Origin of the sequence: Mesorhizobium sp. M0960, from assembly GCF_040319055.1 — a bacterium.
GTDB lineage: Bacteria > Pseudomonadota > Alphaproteobacteria > Rhizobiales > Rhizobiaceae > Mesorhizobium.
On the sequence record NZ_JAMYNN010000001.1, the window covers coordinates 978,404 to 992,126 of the forward strand.

14 protein-coding genes are annotated in these 13,723 nt (G+C 62.0%); 9 read left to right on the plus strand and 5 right to left on the minus strand.

Features of this window, described 5'->3' with window-relative positions; genetic code table 11:
* Position 1: 1 nt before the first annotated feature.
* Positions 2 to 2,470 carry an ATP-dependent Clp protease ATP-binding subunit ClpA gene (gene clpA / locus NKH63_RS04870; protein WP_352482285.1) on the plus strand — a complete coding sequence of 823 codons (2,469 nt, stop codon included), beginning with the start codon at positions 2 to 4 and terminating at the stop codon, positions 2,468 to 2,470.
* Between the two features lie 86 nt (positions 2,471 to 2,556).
* Here clpA and NKH63_RS04875 read toward each other — a convergent pair whose 3' ends face one another.
* The 4 genes from NKH63_RS04875 to NKH63_RS04890 form a co-directional block, all read right to left on the minus strand.
* Positions 2,557 to 2,988 (minus strand): HIT family protein, encoded by a 432-nt coding sequence (locus tag NKH63_RS04875; protein ID WP_352482287.1) that lies wholly within the window; start codon positions 2,986 to 2,988, stop codon positions 2,557 to 2,559.
* 121 nt (positions 2,989 to 3,109) lie between these two features.
* Entirely contained in the window at positions 3,110 to 4,324 is a 1,215-nt protein-coding gene (locus NKH63_RS04880) for a GNAT family N-acetyltransferase (protein WP_352482289.1), read from the minus strand.
* A gap of 40 nt (positions 4,325 to 4,364) precedes the next feature.
* Entirely contained in the window at positions 4,365 to 5,093 is a 729-nt protein-coding gene (locus NKH63_RS04885) for a glycerophosphodiester phosphodiesterase (protein WP_023717740.1), read from the minus strand.
* Between the two features lie 14 nt (positions 5,094 to 5,107).
* Positions 5,108 to 5,572 (minus strand): RidA family protein, encoded by a 465-nt coding sequence (locus NKH63_RS04890; protein WP_023717739.1) that lies wholly within the window; start codon positions 5,570 to 5,572, stop codon positions 5,108 to 5,110.
* A gap of 138 nt (positions 5,573 to 5,710) precedes the next feature.
* On the opposite strand from NKH63_RS04890, the gene NKH63_RS04895 reads away from it, so the two are divergent.
* The 6 genes from NKH63_RS04895 (at position 5,711) to tsf (ending at position 10,922) form a co-directional block, all read left to right on the plus strand.
* The gene (locus tag NKH63_RS04895) at positions 5,711 to 6,538 is read left to right on the plus strand and encodes a cell envelope integrity EipB family protein (RefSeq protein ID WP_023717738.1); all 828 of its coding nucleotides are present in this window, start codon (positions 5,711 to 5,713) and stop codon (positions 6,536 to 6,538) included.
* A 138-nt stretch (positions 6,539 to 6,676) separates the two neighbouring features.
* Positions 6,677 to 7,975, plus strand: a complete 1,299-nt coding sequence (locus NKH63_RS04900; RefSeq protein ID WP_352482291.1) for a lysophospholipid acyltransferase family protein — start codon at positions 6,677 to 6,679, stop codon at positions 7,973 to 7,975.
* Positions 7,976 to 8,018: 43 nt separating this feature from the next.
* Positions 8,019 to 8,297 carry a DUF4031 domain-containing protein gene (locus NKH63_RS04905; RefSeq protein WP_023717736.1) on the plus strand — a complete coding sequence of 93 codons (279 nt, stop codon included), beginning with the start codon at positions 8,019 to 8,021 and terminating at the stop codon, positions 8,295 to 8,297.
* Positions 8,294 to 8,905: a LysE family translocator gene (locus NKH63_RS04910; RefSeq protein ID WP_352482293.1), complete on the plus strand. Its 612-nt coding sequence runs from the start codon at positions 8,294 to 8,296 to the stop codon at positions 8,903 to 8,905. The genes NKH63_RS04905 and NKH63_RS04910 overlap by 4 nt, the downstream gene beginning before the upstream one ends.
* 176 nt (positions 8,906 to 9,081) lie before the next feature.
* On the plus strand, positions 9,082 to 9,879 hold the full coding sequence (rpsB, locus tag NKH63_RS04915; protein ID WP_023717734.1) for a 30S ribosomal protein S2: 798 nt from the start codon (positions 9,082 to 9,084) through the stop codon (positions 9,877 to 9,879).
* A gap of 119 nt (positions 9,880 to 9,998) precedes the next feature.
* Positions 9,999 to 10,922 carry a translation elongation factor Ts gene (gene tsf, locus NKH63_RS04920; RefSeq protein ID WP_023717733.1) on the plus strand — a complete coding sequence of 308 codons (924 nt, stop codon included), beginning with the start codon at positions 9,999 to 10,001 and terminating at the stop codon, positions 10,920 to 10,922.
* 1 nt (position 10,923) lies between these two features.
* Here the strand turns inward: tsf and NKH63_RS04925 are convergent, their stop codons facing one another.
* Entirely contained in the window at positions 10,924 to 11,862 is a 939-nt protein-coding gene (locus NKH63_RS04925) for a LysR family transcriptional regulator (RefSeq protein ID WP_023717732.1), read from the minus strand.
* A gap of 114 nt (positions 11,863 to 11,976) precedes the next feature.
* Between NKH63_RS04925 and NKH63_RS04930 the strand changes: the two genes are divergently transcribed.
* Positions 11,977 to 12,405 (plus strand): nuclear transport factor 2 family protein, encoded by a 429-nt coding sequence (locus NKH63_RS04930; protein ID WP_352482295.1) that lies wholly within the window; start codon positions 11,977 to 11,979, stop codon positions 12,403 to 12,405.
* A gap of 55 nt (positions 12,406 to 12,460) precedes the next feature.
* Complete coding sequence (locus NKH63_RS04935; protein ID WP_352482296.1) at positions 12,461 to 13,567, plus strand: aldo/keto reductase; 1,107 nt, start codon at positions 12,461 to 12,463, stop codon at positions 13,565 to 13,567.
* The last annotated feature ends 156 nt before the right edge of the window (positions 13,568 to 13,723 follow it).

Below are 13,723 nucleotides of genomic sequence, written 5' to 3' on the forward strand. Positions count from 1 at the left end.
CATGCCGGCTTTCTCCCAAGGCCTGGAAAAGGCGCTTCACCAAGCGCTGACGCTCGCCAATGAGCGGCACCATGAATATGCAACCCTTGAACATTTGCTGCTCGCCCTGATCGACGACACCGAGGCGGCCGCAGTCATGCGTGCCTGCAACGTCGATCTCGACGAGTTGAAGCATACGGTTCTCACCTATATCGACACCGAGCTCGACAATCTCGTCACCGGCTACGATGAAGATTCCAAGCCGACGGCCGGTTTTCAGCGCGTCATCCAGCGCGCGGTGATCCATGTGCAGTCGTCAGGCCGCGAGGAGGTGTCCGGCGCCAACGTGCTCGTCGCCATCTTCGCCGAGCGCGAGAGCCACGCCGCTTATTTCCTGCAGGAACAGCAGATGACCCGCTACGACGCGGTCAACTACATCTCGCATGGCATTGCCAAGCGCCCAGGCGCTTCAGAGACGCGGACGCCGCGCGGCGCCGACGACGAGCAAGGCAGCCAGGGCGGAGCTGAGCCGCAAGAAGAAGGCGGCAAGAAGAAGCAGCAGCAGGACGCGCTGACTGCCTATTGCGTCAACCTGAACAACAAGGCCAAGGCTGGCAAGATCGATCCGCTGATCGGTCGCGAGAGCGAGATCAACCGGACTATCCAGGTGCTGTGCCGCCGGTCCAAGAACAACCCGCTCTATGTCGGCGATCCCGGCGTCGGCAAGACGGCGATCGCCGAAGGCCTCGCCAAGCGCATCGTCGAGGGCGACGTTCCCGAAGTGCTGCACAATGCCACCATCTTCGCGCTCGACATGGGCACGCTGCTGGCCGGCACCCGTTATCGCGGCGATTTCGAGGAGCGGCTGAAGCAGGTCGTCAAGGAGCTCGAGGACTATCCCGGAGCCGTGCTGTTCATCGATGAGATCCACACCGTGATCGGGGCAGGAGCCACCTCTGGCGGCGCCATGGATGCGTCGAACCTGTTGAAGCCGGCGCTGTCGTCCGGCGCGATCCGCTGCATCGGCTCGACCACCTACAAGGAGTTCCGGCAGTTCTTCGAGAAGGACCGCGCGCTGGTGCGGCGATTCCAGAAGATCGACGTCAACGAGCCGACCGTCGAGGACGCCATCGAGATCATGAAGGGACTGAAGCCCTATTTCGAGGAGTTCCACAAGGTTCGCTACACGAGTGAAGCGATCAAGGCTTCGGTCGAGCTCTCGGCCCGTTACATCAACGACCGCAAGCTGCCGGACAAGGCGATCGACGTGATCGACGAGACCGGCGCCTCGCAGATGCTGGTGCCCGAAGCCAAGCGCAAGAAGACCATCGGCATCAAGGAGATCGAAGCGACGATCGCCACGATGGCGCGCATCCCGCCGAAGACGGTTTCCGCCGACGACGAGAAGGTGCTGCAAGGTCTCGACATCGAGTTGAAGCGCGTCGTCTATGGCCAGGACACCGCGATCACCGCGCTGACTTCGGCCATCAAGCTGGCGCGGGCCGGCCTGCGGGAACCGGAAAAGCCGATCGGCTCGTACCTGTTCTCCGGTCCGACCGGTGTCGGCAAGACGGAAGTGGCCAAGCAGCTCGCCGCCTCGCTCGGCGTGGAGCTGATCCGCTTCGACATGTCGGAATATATGGAACGCCACACCGTTTCGCGGCTGATCGGCGCGCCTCCCGGCTATGTCGGCTTCGACCAGGGCGGCCTTCTGACCGACGGCGTCGACCAGCATCCGCATTGCGTGCTGTTGCTGGACGAAGTCGAGAAGGCTCATCCGGACCTGTTCAACATCCTGTTGCAGGTCATGGATCACGGCAAGCTGACCGACCATAACGGCAAGCAGATCGACTTCCGCAACGTCATCCTGATCATGACCACCAATGCGGGCGCATCCGACGCGCAGCGCGCGGCGATCGGTTTCGGTTCGACCAAACGCGAAGGCGACGATGTCGAAGCGATCAACCGGCTGTTCACGCCGGAGTTCCGCAACCGTCTCGATGCGATCATTCCGTTCGGCTCGCTGCCGGTGCCGGTCATCCATCAGGTGGTGCAGAAGTTCGTCATGCAGCTGGAAGCGCAGCTTTCCGAACGCGGCGTGACCTTCGACCTGTCGCAGGATGCAATCGCCTGGCTGGCCGACAAGGGCTATGACGAGCGCATGGGTGCGCGGCCGCTTGGCCGTGTCATTCAGGAGCACATCAAGAAGCCGCTGGCCGACGAGGTGCTGTTCGGCAAGCTCAAGAAGGGCGGCACGGTGCGTGTCACCGTCGAGAAGAAGGAAACCGGCGAGACCGGCCTGAAGCTCGAATCGCTCGCCGACGAGGCGCCGGTGAAACCGAAGAAGGAAGAGCCGGACGACGTGCCGAAAACCAAGAAGGCGGGGGCGAAAAAGCCCGCCGCGAAAAAGGCAGTGGCGCAGAAGTCGGAGCCGAAGGGCAAGGATGGCGGCAAGCGCAGCCTGGTGCCGCAACTGCCGCGTAAGAACTGACAATCCTGCAAGTAAAAAAGCCCCGGCAACGGGGCTTTTTTCATGAAGCTTGTGGTCGAGTGTCGGCCGAGCGGCTTCGCCCCGATTCAGTTTGCCAGCGCCGTCCGTATCTTGCCGGCGTTCTCAGCCAGGACTTCAGGCTGTTCCATCTGTCCGCTGTGCGGCTTCAAGGGGATGCCTTCGAAGCGCGGAATGACATGGACATGGAGGTGGTAGACGGTCTGGCCCGAAGCTGGTTCGTTGAACTGCATGACCGTGACGCCATCGGCATCGAAGGCCTTCTTTACTGCCCGCGCAACTTTCTGCACGTGAGCGAAGAGGGGGCCAAGCACCGCCGGATCCGCGTCGAGCAGGTTGCGCGACGGCGCTTTCGGCACGACCAGCGTGTGACCCGGTCCTTGCGGCATCACATCCATGAAGACGATGACCGCATCATCCTCGTAGACGCGGTGCGAAGGGATTTCTCCGCGCAGGATTTTTGCGAAAATGTTGCTGCTGTCGTAGGTTGCTTCGGCCATGGCGCACGCTCCGGTTCTTGGCTCGCGGTCTCGTGTAGCGAAGCTGTTGCGGGCGGGCAAGACGATCGGTCGACATCGGCCATGCAGGCTCGAACGTGGTTGAGCGATCGGGCGGGTTTTGCTACTCCGCCATGTCCTTGCGGAACGGGGTGTGCTCTTCCAGATATTCGCTCATCCGCTCGACTTCGCGCCGCTCGCGCTGGAGGTAGTCGGCCACTGCATTGCGCAGACCTGGATGGGCGATGTAGTGCGCCGAATGCATCGTCACCGGCCGGTAGCCGCGCGCCAGCTTGTGCTCGCCCTGCGCACCGGCTTCAACCACCTTCAGCTTTCGCGAGATGGCGAAATCGATCGCCTGATGGTAGCAGACCTCGAAATGCAGGAACGGGTGGTCCTCGATGCAGCCCCAATTGCGGCCGTAGAGCGCGTCTGAACCGAGGAAGTTGATGGCGCCGGCTATGTAGCGCCCGTTGCGTTTGGCCATCACCAGCAGGATGTCGTCGGCCATGCGCTCGCCGATCAAGGAGAAGAAATCGCGGTTGAGGTAGGGCCGGCCCCATTTCCTGCTGCCGGTATCCATGTAGAACGCGTAAAAGTCGTCCCAGGCTTTTTCGGTCAGATCCTTGCCGGTCAGCCAGTCGATCGAGATGCCGTCGGCGAGCGCCTCACGCCGCTCCTTTTTCATCGCCTTGCGCTTGCGCGAGGCCAACGTCGAGAGAAAATCGTCGTAGCTCGAAAAGCCTTCGTTGAAGAAGTGAAACTGCTGGTCGGTGCGATGCAGGAAGCCGGCTGCCGCCAAGATCTGGACATCATCCTCCGGCGCGAAGGTGACATGCGCGGAAGACACGCCGAGCTTATCCGTCACCGCCTTTAGGCCGGCCGCAAGGCCGGCCTTGACGGTGGGGCTGTCCTCGCGCTTGCCGACCAGCAGGCGAGGGCCGGTGACGGGTGTGAACGGCACCGCGCATTGCAGCTTCGGATAGTAGCGCCCGCCGGCGCGTTCGAATGCGTCCGACCAGCCATGGTCGAAGACATATTCGCCCTGGCTGTGCGACTTCAGATAGCAGGGGACCGCACCGAGCAGCTTGCCTTGCGCGGTTTCCAGCCTGAGATGATGACCCTGCCAGCCGGTGCGTCGAACGGCGCAGCCGGAATCTTCTAGCGCGCTCAAAAAAGCGAATGAAACAAGCGGGTTGTAGGCGTTTTCTGCCTCGCCCCGCGTAGTGCCAGCAAGGCTGTCCCATTCCGCGCTGGTGAAGGCGCCGATGCCCGCGGCGATGCGGATCGACAGCTCCGCATTCGCCGTTTGTCTGTCGCAGTCGTCCCCTTGATCCATGTGGCTTACTTAAGCTCGCTGCGAACCCGTACAAGCCCGTTCAAGCAAGCCGCACAAGATCGGGCTCGAATCCTTCGAACGTCATCTGGTCGGCATATTTGAAGGTCAGGTCGACGGCAGGTTGGTCATGCACTGTCCAGGTGATCACCGGCATGCCGAGCCTTTCACGTACGAACGACACGAACCGGTTCGGCAGGTCGCCGGCGGCGTAGGAGATAAAGGCGATGTCATGCGCCAGCATGGCGAAATGCGCCTCGATCAGATGGTTGTCGTTGCCGTAGGCGGTCAACCCGCCGGGTATGCCGGGTGCATGTTTCGGGAACTCGCGGATCAGCCAATGGTCGAACGACATGATCGCGGTCTTGCCCTTATAGCGCTTGAGCATCTTGCCGACGCCTTCGACCAGGCCTTCGTCGTGTCCGGCAGCGCCTTTCAGCTCGACAACCATCGGCACACGCCCGTCGACCAGATTAAGCGCCTGCTGCAGCGTCGGCAAATGGTCGGCGGTGCCGCCGACCTTCAGCGCCGTGATCTCAGCAGCCGTACGCTGCCAGACGAAGCCGTCCTCGCCGGTCAGCCGCCGCAGATCGCCATCGTGGATGATGACGGGGACGCCGTCGGATGACAGGTGCACGTCGCACTCGATCGCATAGCCGCGCTCGGCTGCCGCGGCGAAGGCGGAAAGAGTGTTCTCCCAGCGCGCCTTGTTCATGTCGTGGAGGCCGCGATGGGCGACGGGCCGGGCAGTCAGCCAGGAAAGGTCGGTCATGGTCGCAGTCCCGGTCATTCGACTTCGAAGATCGCTTCGATTTCCACTGCGGCATTAAGCGGCAGGGAGGGGGTGCCGACGGCGGAGCGGGCGTGCTTGCCGCGGTCGCCGAGCACGGCGACGAGAAAATCCGAGGCGCCGTTGGCGACCAGATGCTGTTCGACAAAATCCGGTGCCGAGGCGACGAAGACGGTGATCTTCACCAGGCGGCGAATCTTGTCGAGATCGCCAAGTGCCGCCTGGGCCTGCGCCAATATGTTGATCGCACAGTATTTTGCGGCTTCCTTTCCGGTCGCGGTGTCGACATCGCGGCCAAGCAGCCCGCTCGCCTGGAGCTTGCCCTCCTTGAGCGGCAACTGCCCGGCGGTGAACAGCAGATTGCCGGTCCTGCAATAGGGAACGTAGTTGGCGGCGGGCGCAGCGGCAGCCGGCAGCGTCACGCCGAGATCGCTTAGCCGCTTTTCGATTGTTTCGCTCATGCTATTTCCCTATTGCTTGAAGGTGCCGCGCAGGCCGGGCCGAAATTGCTATTTTTGCCTCGCTTCCGCCACGACTTTTTTTAAGCTGGACCATCTTTCCATGCGGCCTGCCATTAGCCGCGATGATCGGAGCACCCCATGCGCGCAACGCGCCTCGCATTCAACGCCGTTCTTCTGACAGCGGCTTCCTGGGCGGCTCCCGCTTTTGCGGTGCCGGCGCTGCAGGCGCACCGTGCCGTCTATGATATCACCCTGGACAAGGCGTCGGATCGCTCGGGGATCACCGGCATATCGGGCCGTATGGTCTACGAGTTCAATGGCTCGCCTTGCGAGGGCTACACGGTAAAGTTCCGCCTGGTCACCCAGATCGTCACCAACGACAATACTAGGCTGACCGACCAGCAGATGACCACCTTCGAGGATGCCGAAGGCAAGACCTTCTCCTTCGTCAACAAGTCTTTTGTCGACCAGAACCTCGACAAGGAGGTCAAGGGGACGGCAACGAAGGAGGCCAATGGTCTCAAGGTCGAAATCGACAAGCCCGAGAAGAACAGCCTGGAACTCGCCGCGACCCAGTTCCCGACCCAGCAAATGGTTGAAATGATCGGCAAGGCGGAAAAGGGCGAGCGTTTTTACGAAACCAACCTGTTCGACGGCTCGGAGGATGCCAACAAGGTGATGACCACCACCGTCGTCGTCGGCAAGCAAGCCAATGCCGACAAGACTGATCCGGAAGTGCCGGCGCTGGCCAAGCTCGCCAGCGACAAATACTGGCCGGTTGACATCGCCTATTTCGACGATACCGACAAAGGCGGCGAGGAAGTGCCGGAATACCGGATCAGCTTCAAGCTGCACGAGAACGGCATCACGCGCGGTCTCGTAATGGACTATGGCGAGTTCTCGATGACCGGCAAGCTGGTCAATCTGTCGCTGTTCGATCAGCCAAAGACCTGCCCGTCGAAATAGGCTCGAACCGACGGCAAGCTGCTGCCGGCTGCTCTCCGCGATAGTGGCGCTTGATCTTGCGGGCATGTTGCACCGACTTGAGCATGCCGCAATTGCATATCAACGTCTTACGACGGTAAGCGCCGCGGGGGGAGCAGGTTGAGCAGGATCGACGTTTTTGTGGCGCCGCGGCCCAATGCGACGCTGATCAAGGCCATGACATTCGTCAACCGCATTGTCATGCTGCACGGCATTCCGGGGCTTCGCGACCTGTTGCCGTTCAACCGTCTGGCCGGTCTGCGCGGCGTCGCCAATGTCCGCCACATCGATTTTCCGGAGGACGACCGGCAAAGGTTGAAGGCTTGTTGCGGCGCGGGCAAGGCGACGTTCATCACGCCCAACCATCCGGAGTTCTTTACCGACTGGATGATCGACAAGGAGGTCGTCTCGCGGGTAAGCCCGCTGGCGGCATCCTGGGCCACGCACGGCGTCGTCAACGGGCTTGGCCGGCTGATGCAGAAATTCTGGCTGGCCAACAATCTAATCGCCCAAATCCCGGGCAATAGCGGGGCCGCCAAGGAACATTCGGTGGCCTGGGCGCTGAAAGGGCACGGCGTTCTCCTGCATCCCGAAGGCGGCGTCGGCTGGCATGCCAACATCGTTGCCCCGCTGCTGCCGGGCGCGGTCGAGATGGGGCTCGAAGCGCTGAAGCGCGGCCGCCTGACGGATCCGGATTTCAAAGTTTGGATCGCGCCCGTGATCTGGAAGCTCGCTTTCACGGGGAATGTCGAGGCAGCGCTGGCAAAGGAGTGCGCCTACGTCGAGCGCAGCCTGAAGATCGAACGCCATGCCGCCGATTCGCTGCCGGAGCGTGTCCATCATATCTATGCGACGTTGCTGTCGCGCGATGAGGCTGCATATGGCCTGCGGTCCGATGAGCGGGTTTCGTATGACACACGTCAGAAGGACCTGCTCGCGGAACTCGGTCGTCGCCTTGCTGAACTTGTCTCGGTCGGCGCCGGCACGCTCGACAGTGCCGAGCTTTTGCGCCGGTCGCGCCGCTGGCTGCGAGAAAACACGGATGATACCGGAAGCCGGAAGCAGGTCCGAACGCTGGCGGATACGATCCAGCGCTTGCGGCGTGTCGGGCCGTGGGCTTCAGCCAATCCGCGCATCACGCAGGAGGAGATCGCCGAACACTTGAAGCGGATCCGCAACGATTATTGCAAGGGTACACTGCGCGATACGATCGACCGTTTCGTGCCGCAGCCGGCAGGCCCACGCCGCGCCCATATTCGGGTGCCGGACCCGTTAGGCTTGCACGCCTATGAAGGCTCCGTCGAGGCGGCACTCGTCGAACTGCACGACCGCATGCAGGGGACCATCACCAGCACCATAGCGCAACTCCAGGCCGGCGGCGGCTTCATATTCTATGCTAATCCCTTCTATCATCGTTAGCGGCGTGTTGGTCGGCGCAAGATGAAGGAGTGCGGCAAGCCTCATGGCGGTCTATGTCGATGCGGCGATCTGGAAATGGGTCGGCCACCGCTGGTGTCATCTGCTGGCAGACGACACCGACGAGTTGCATCGCTTCGCCGCGCAGCTCGGCATCAAGCGCTCGTCCTACCAAGGGCCGCCGAAGACATCGGCGCCGCATTATGACATAACCGGGTTCGAGCGCGACCGCGCGGTGCGGCTCGGCGCCATCGAGTGCAGCCGCGAGGAGATCGTCGCTGTTTTCCGGCGTGTGCGCGTGCCGAGGGGGAAGATGCGACGATGACATTGACGGCATTTTTGGCTTACTGCGCCGCGATCACATTTGCCGCCGCCACGCCTGGTCCGGCGATGTTCACGGTTATCGCCAATGGCGTCTCGCTTGGCTTCGTTCGCGCTTTCCTGGCTGGACTCGGCATCGCCGCAGGCGACGCGGTGCTGGTCACCTTGGCACTGCTCGGTCTCGTGGCGCTGGTACAGGCCTTCGAATGGGTTTTTTTAATCCTGAAGTATGCGGGTGCTGCCTATCTGGTGTTTCTCGGCATCCGGATGTGGCGATCGGCCTCCGCGCGATCGCATGGACAGCACGCAACCCAGGCAAGACTGTCTCGATCGTTTTTCCTCGGTATCTCCATCGCATTGGGCAATCCCAAGGCGATCCTGTTCCACGCCTCTATCATGCCGCTGATTCTTGACCTCAATACGATGACCTTCGCCGATGGGCTGCTCGTGGTTGCGGTCGTGATCTGCGTCAACATCGTCACCATGGGCTTCTACGCAGCGCTCTCCGGGCGGGCTTCGAGCTGGTTCAAGACGCCAAGGCGCATGCGGCTGATGAACAGGTTTGCCGGCAGCGCCATGATAGGCACCGGTGCGCTGATCGCCGCACGCTGAGCCGCAAGACGCCACAGCGCTTGCGTTTGTCGCGCATCCCCTCTATATGCGCGCACATTCCACACACGGACTTTGGTGTCTGCCCGGGAGAAATCCGGCGGAAACCTCCGGTGGCGTTCGAGGACCAAGTCCAAAAATGCCTGTGTCCGTGGAGGCTAACCGGAAAGGAAATAAGAATGGCTCTGCCTGATTTCAGCATGCGCCAGCTATTGGAAGCTGGCATTCACTTCGGCCACCAGACCCACCGCTGGAATCCGAAAATGGCGCCCTATATCTACGGCGCCCGCAACAACATCCACATCATCGACCTCTCGCAGACGGTGCCTTTGCTGCACCAGGCGCTGAAGCAGGTTTCCGACACTGTTGCCAAGGGCGGCCGCGTGCTGTTCGTCGGCACCAAGCGCCAGGCCTCCGACATCGTCGCCGATGCCGCGCAGCGCTCGGCTCAGTACTATGTTAACTCGCGCTGGCTCGGCGGCATGCTGACCAACTGGAAGACGATCTCGAATTCCATCCAGCGCCTGCGCAAGCTCGACGAGATGCTGGCCGGCGAGGCTCAGGGCCTGACCAAGAAGGAGCGCCTCAACCTCGACCGCGAGCGTGAGAAGCTCGACAAGGCGCTGGGCGGCATCAAGGATATGGGTTCGACGCCCGATTTGATGTTCGTGATCGATACCAACAAGGAAGCGATCGCCATCCTCGAGGCCAAGCGTCTCGGCATCCCGGTCGTTGCCATCATCGATTCCAACTGCGACCCGGACAAGATCGACTTCCCGATCCCCGGCAATGACGATGCGGCCCGCGCCATCCAGCTCTATTGCGATCTGATTGCCAAGGCTGCGATCGACGGCATCGCCCGCCAGCAGGGCGCACTCGGCGTCGACATCGGCGCATCGGTCGAGGCTCCGGTCGAGCCGGCGCTCGAACCGACCCCGGCCGCCGAGAGCCCGGCAACCCAGACCCCGGAAGCATAATAGCGAAGGCCGGCTGCGGCCTTCATCTTTCCAATATGTTGGCGCGGTAAGCGCTACCGGCACCAGGCGCATCATCGAAACTCGATGGTGCGTCGGTGCATTTAGACAAAGAGGCGACAATGAGCATTTCGGCTGCACAGGTCAAAGAACTCCGCGACTTGACCGGCGCGGGCATGATGGACTGCAAGGCGGCGTTGAACGAGACCAACGGCAACATGGAAGAAGCCATCGACTGGCTGCGCAAGAAGGGCATTTCCAAGGCCGACAAGAAGGCTGGCCGTACTGCTGCCGAAGGCCTGATCGGCGTCGATTCCGGCGTCCGCGAGGCAGCGATCGTCGAGGTCAATTCCGAGACGGATTTCGTTGCGCGCAATGCTGCGTTCCAGGAGATCGTCGCCAATGTCGCGAAGGTCGCGCTTGCCTATGGCGGCAAGACCGAGGCCGTTGCCGCTGCTCCCTATCCGGGCTCGGGCAAGTCGGTCACCGAGACCATCAAGGACGCAGTCGGCACCATCGGCGAGAATCTGGGCTTCCGCCGCTCGGCCAAGCTCACCGTCGAGCACGGCGCTGTCGCAACCTACGTCCACAATGCGGTTGCCGACGGCCTTGGCAAGCTCGGCGTGCTGGTCGCCATCGAGACGACAGGCAACGCGCAGGCCGCCAACGCCTTTGCCCGCCAAGTCGCCATGCATGTCGCCGCCACCAACCCGATGGCCTTGACCACCGAAGAGCTCGATCCGGCCGCGGTCGAGCGCGAGAAGGCGATCTTCGCCGACCAGGCGCGCCAGTCCGGCAAGCCGGAAGCGATCATCGAGAAGATGGTCGAGGGCCGTTTGCGCAAGTTCTACGAAGAGGTCGTGCTGCTCAAGCAGGCTTTCGTGCTCAATCCCGACATCACCGTCGAGAAGGCGCTGAAGGATGCCGAAAGCGAGATCGGCGCGCCGGCCAAAATCGCCGCCTATCTGCGCTTCGCGCTCGGTGAGGGCATCGAGAAGGAAGAGACCGATTTCGCGGCGGAAGTCGCGGCAGCGGTCAAGAAGTAAACTATTCGTTTGAAAGGCTTTTTCGGCCGGGTGTCCGCGAGGATGCCCGGCCGATTTCTTGCGCGGTGTCGATAAAGGCGCGGAGCTTCGGGGCCATCGCGGCGCGGCGCGGGAAATAGAGGAACAGTCCCGGTTCCTCGATCGATGCCTCGCCAAGGACTTCGACCAGCCGGCCTGCCTCGATGTCGGGCTTGACAAGCGGCTCGAACAGATATGCGAGGCCGATGCCGGCAAGGGCCATGTCTTTTGCCGACAGCGGTTCGCTGACGACGACGCTGCCGCGCGTCTCGACGCCGATATCCTTGCCCTGGTCTGACAGATCCCAACGGTAGAGCGCACGTGATCGCAACAGCCGATAGCCGATGCAGTTGCGGGTGGAGAGATCAGCAATTGTTCGCGGCTTTCCGTGGCGGCCGATATAGGCCGGAGAGGCGACAATGGTCGTCCGGAACGGCTGAGTCAGCCGCACCGTCACCATATCCTCGGCGATCATCTCGCCCAGCCGGATGCCGGCGTCGAAACCCTCGCCGACGATATCGCTCAGACGTTCGTCGGTGACGATCTCCACCGTCACGTCAGGGTAACGTTCCGCCATCGCCGTCAGGATGGGCATCAGCGCCAGAGGCAGCGCCAAACGCGGCGCGTTGATCCTGAGCAGTCCGCTTGCCCGGCCTTTGACAGAGCGGATGCGTTCGATCCGGTCGGCAATGTCTTCCAGCGCCGGCTCCGCCGCAGCGACGAGGGCGGTGCCAGCCTCGGTCAGCGAGACGCTGCGTGTGGTGCGGGCAAACAACGGCTGGCCGATTCGCTCCTCCACCAGCCGCACCGCATGGCTGACCGCTGACGGGCTCATGCCGAGCTCGGCGGCCGCCGAGGCGAAGCCGCCACGCCGCGCGACGGCAACGATTATAGGTAGGTGGCTAAGCAGATCGCGATCCATTCATGCATGGTATCGCATAGTCCATTCGGATAATGCAATCTTATCGGATAGGGAAGAAGAACGCATCTTTGGCTGCATCACACGGCAATCGCCGAGCAGCCAAGGAGACGTCCAATGACCGACCTCAAGTCCGAACGAACCCGTAATCTCGAGACAGTGCGTAAATTCTTTGACCTGATGCACCGCAAGGACATTGAGGCATGGGGCAACCTTTGGGCTGAAGATGGCCGAATCCTTGTCTTCTACCCGCCGGCAGGATTTGGAAGCAGCATCGATGGTAAGGCCGCGATCCTGGCGGCCTTCCGAGGCCTCTTCGGCAATTTCGAATCCTTCGACTCCCAGCTGACAGCCGTCTATCCGGCAGCGGATTCGGACGCGATCGTCGTTGAGTACAAGAACCGCGCGATGCTGATTGGCGGCTCTGAATACACCAACAGCAATATCGCGATCTTCCGCTTCGAGAGCGGTCTGATCAGCGCCTACCACGACTATTTCGATCCGCGTCGGTTCCAGGTGGTGGTCGATGCGCTGGCCAAGGCCTGACTGCATATCCCAGGCAAGGACCTCAATCCCGTTTTCAAATTTCAGGAGAAAATCCATGACCATGTCCTACTACACGCTCGGCAACAGCGGGCTGCGTGTCACTCGTCTGGCGCTCGGCACCATGACGTTCGGCACGGAATGGGGCTGGGGCGCGGAGAAGGAAACGGCGCGCGCCTTGGTTGATGCCTATGTCGAAGCCGGTGGCAATTTCTTCGATACCGCCGATCTCTATACCGGTGGCACGGCCGAAACCTGGCTCGGCGAATTCATCGCCGAGCGTGGGCTGCGCGACAAGGCGGTGATCAGTACCAAATTCACCTACAACGCCGAACCGGGTAATCCAAATGCCGGCGGCAACGGCCGTAAGAACATCCTGCGGGCGGTAGACGGTTCGCTGAAGCGGCTCGGCACCGATTACATCGACCTCTACATCCTCCATACCTGGGACAGGCTGACGCCACCGGAGGAGGTGATGCGGACGCTGGACGATCTGGTGCGCGCCGGAAAGATCCGGTATGTCGGTCTGTCCGACGTGCCGGCCTGGTACGCAAGCCGGGCGCAGGCGATCGCCGAGCATCGCGGCTATGAACCGGTTTCGGCGCTTCAGCTCGAATATTCGCTGGCCGAGCGCAACATCGAGCACGAGTTCGTGCCGTTCGGCACGCGCTATGGCGCTGGAATCATGGTCTGGAGTCCGTTGGCCAGCGGCCTGCTCAGCGGAAAATACCGTTTCGATACAATCGTCAAGGATGGTGGCCGGCTGGAGACAATGCGTGGTTCGACCAATCCCGGTTTCCAGAAATTCACCGACCGCAACTGGCAAATCGTCGCCGAACTGGAGAGGGTTGCCGGCCAGCTCGGCCGCAGCATGGCCCAGGTCGCCCTGAACTGGGCGGCAAACAGGCCAGGCATTGCGTCCGTCATCGTCGGCTCCACCAGGCTTGACCAGCTCAAGGACAATCTCGGCGCGCTTGATTTCGACATTCCCGAAGACCTTCGGGCACGGCTCGATGCGGTGAGCCGGCCGGTCACGCCCTTTCCGTATTCGTTCTTCGGCCCTGAAATACAAGGCGGCTTGACCGGTGGGCAGGCGGTTGGCGACAAGCCGGCAAGCTATCTGCCGGATCTGCTCATGCAAGGCACTTTTGCCGGCGTGAGCTGACGGCTATCCCAGTCCACGATCTCAACTTTCCGGCTCGGGGGCCGCGGGAAATAGCGGCGGCCGGCGTGTATGAGGGCCCCCCGGGTTTAGGGGGGCCCCCCAACCCCGGCACCCGCCTGAAGACCGGGGCCACATGACCGTGAAGCCCCACAACCC

Bases quoted from the DNA above. Each gene is read 5' to 3' on its own strand.
- clpA (WP_352482285.1), top strand. From the start codon at position 2: ATGCCGGCTTTCTCCCAAGGCCTGGAAAAGGCGCTTCACCAAGCGCTG.
- NKH63_RS04875 (WP_352482287.1), bottom strand. From the start codon at position 2,988: ATGGCCGAAGCAACCTACGACAGCAGCAACATTTTCGCAAAAATCCTG.
- NKH63_RS04880 (WP_352482289.1), bottom strand. From the start codon at position 4,324: ATGGATCAAGGGGACGACTGCGACAGACAAACGGCGAATGCGGAGCTG.
- NKH63_RS04885 (WP_023717740.1), bottom strand. From the start codon at position 5,093: ATGACCGACCTTTCCTGGCTGACTGCCCGGCCCGTCGCCCATCGCGGC.
- NKH63_RS04890 (WP_023717739.1), bottom strand. From the start codon at position 5,572: ATGAGCGAAACAATCGAAAAGCGGCTAAGCGATCTCGGCGTGACGCTG.
- NKH63_RS04895 (WP_023717738.1), top strand. From the start codon at position 5,711: ATGCGCGCAACGCGCCTCGCATTCAACGCCGTTCTTCTGACAGCGGCT.
- NKH63_RS04905 (WP_023717736.1), top strand. From the start codon at position 8,019: ATGGCGGTCTATGTCGATGCGGCGATCTGGAAATGGGTCGGCCACCGC.
- NKH63_RS04910 (WP_352482293.1), top strand. From the start codon at position 8,294: ATGACATTGACGGCATTTTTGGCTTACTGCGCCGCGATCACATTTGCC.
- rpsB (WP_023717734.1), top strand. From the start codon at position 9,082: ATGGCTCTGCCTGATTTCAGCATGCGCCAGCTATTGGAAGCTGGCATT.
- tsf (WP_023717733.1), top strand. From the start codon at position 9,999: ATGAGCATTTCGGCTGCACAGGTCAAAGAACTCCGCGACTTGACCGGC.
- NKH63_RS04925 (WP_023717732.1), bottom strand. From the start codon at position 11,862: ATGGATCGCGATCTGCTTAGCCACCTACCTATAATCGTTGCCGTCGCG.
- NKH63_RS04930 (WP_352482295.1), top strand. From the start codon at position 11,977: ATGACCGACCTCAAGTCCGAACGAACCCGTAATCTCGAGACAGTGCGT.
- NKH63_RS04935 (WP_352482296.1), top strand. From the start codon at position 12,461: ATGACCATGTCCTACTACACGCTCGGCAACAGCGGGCTGCGTGTCACT.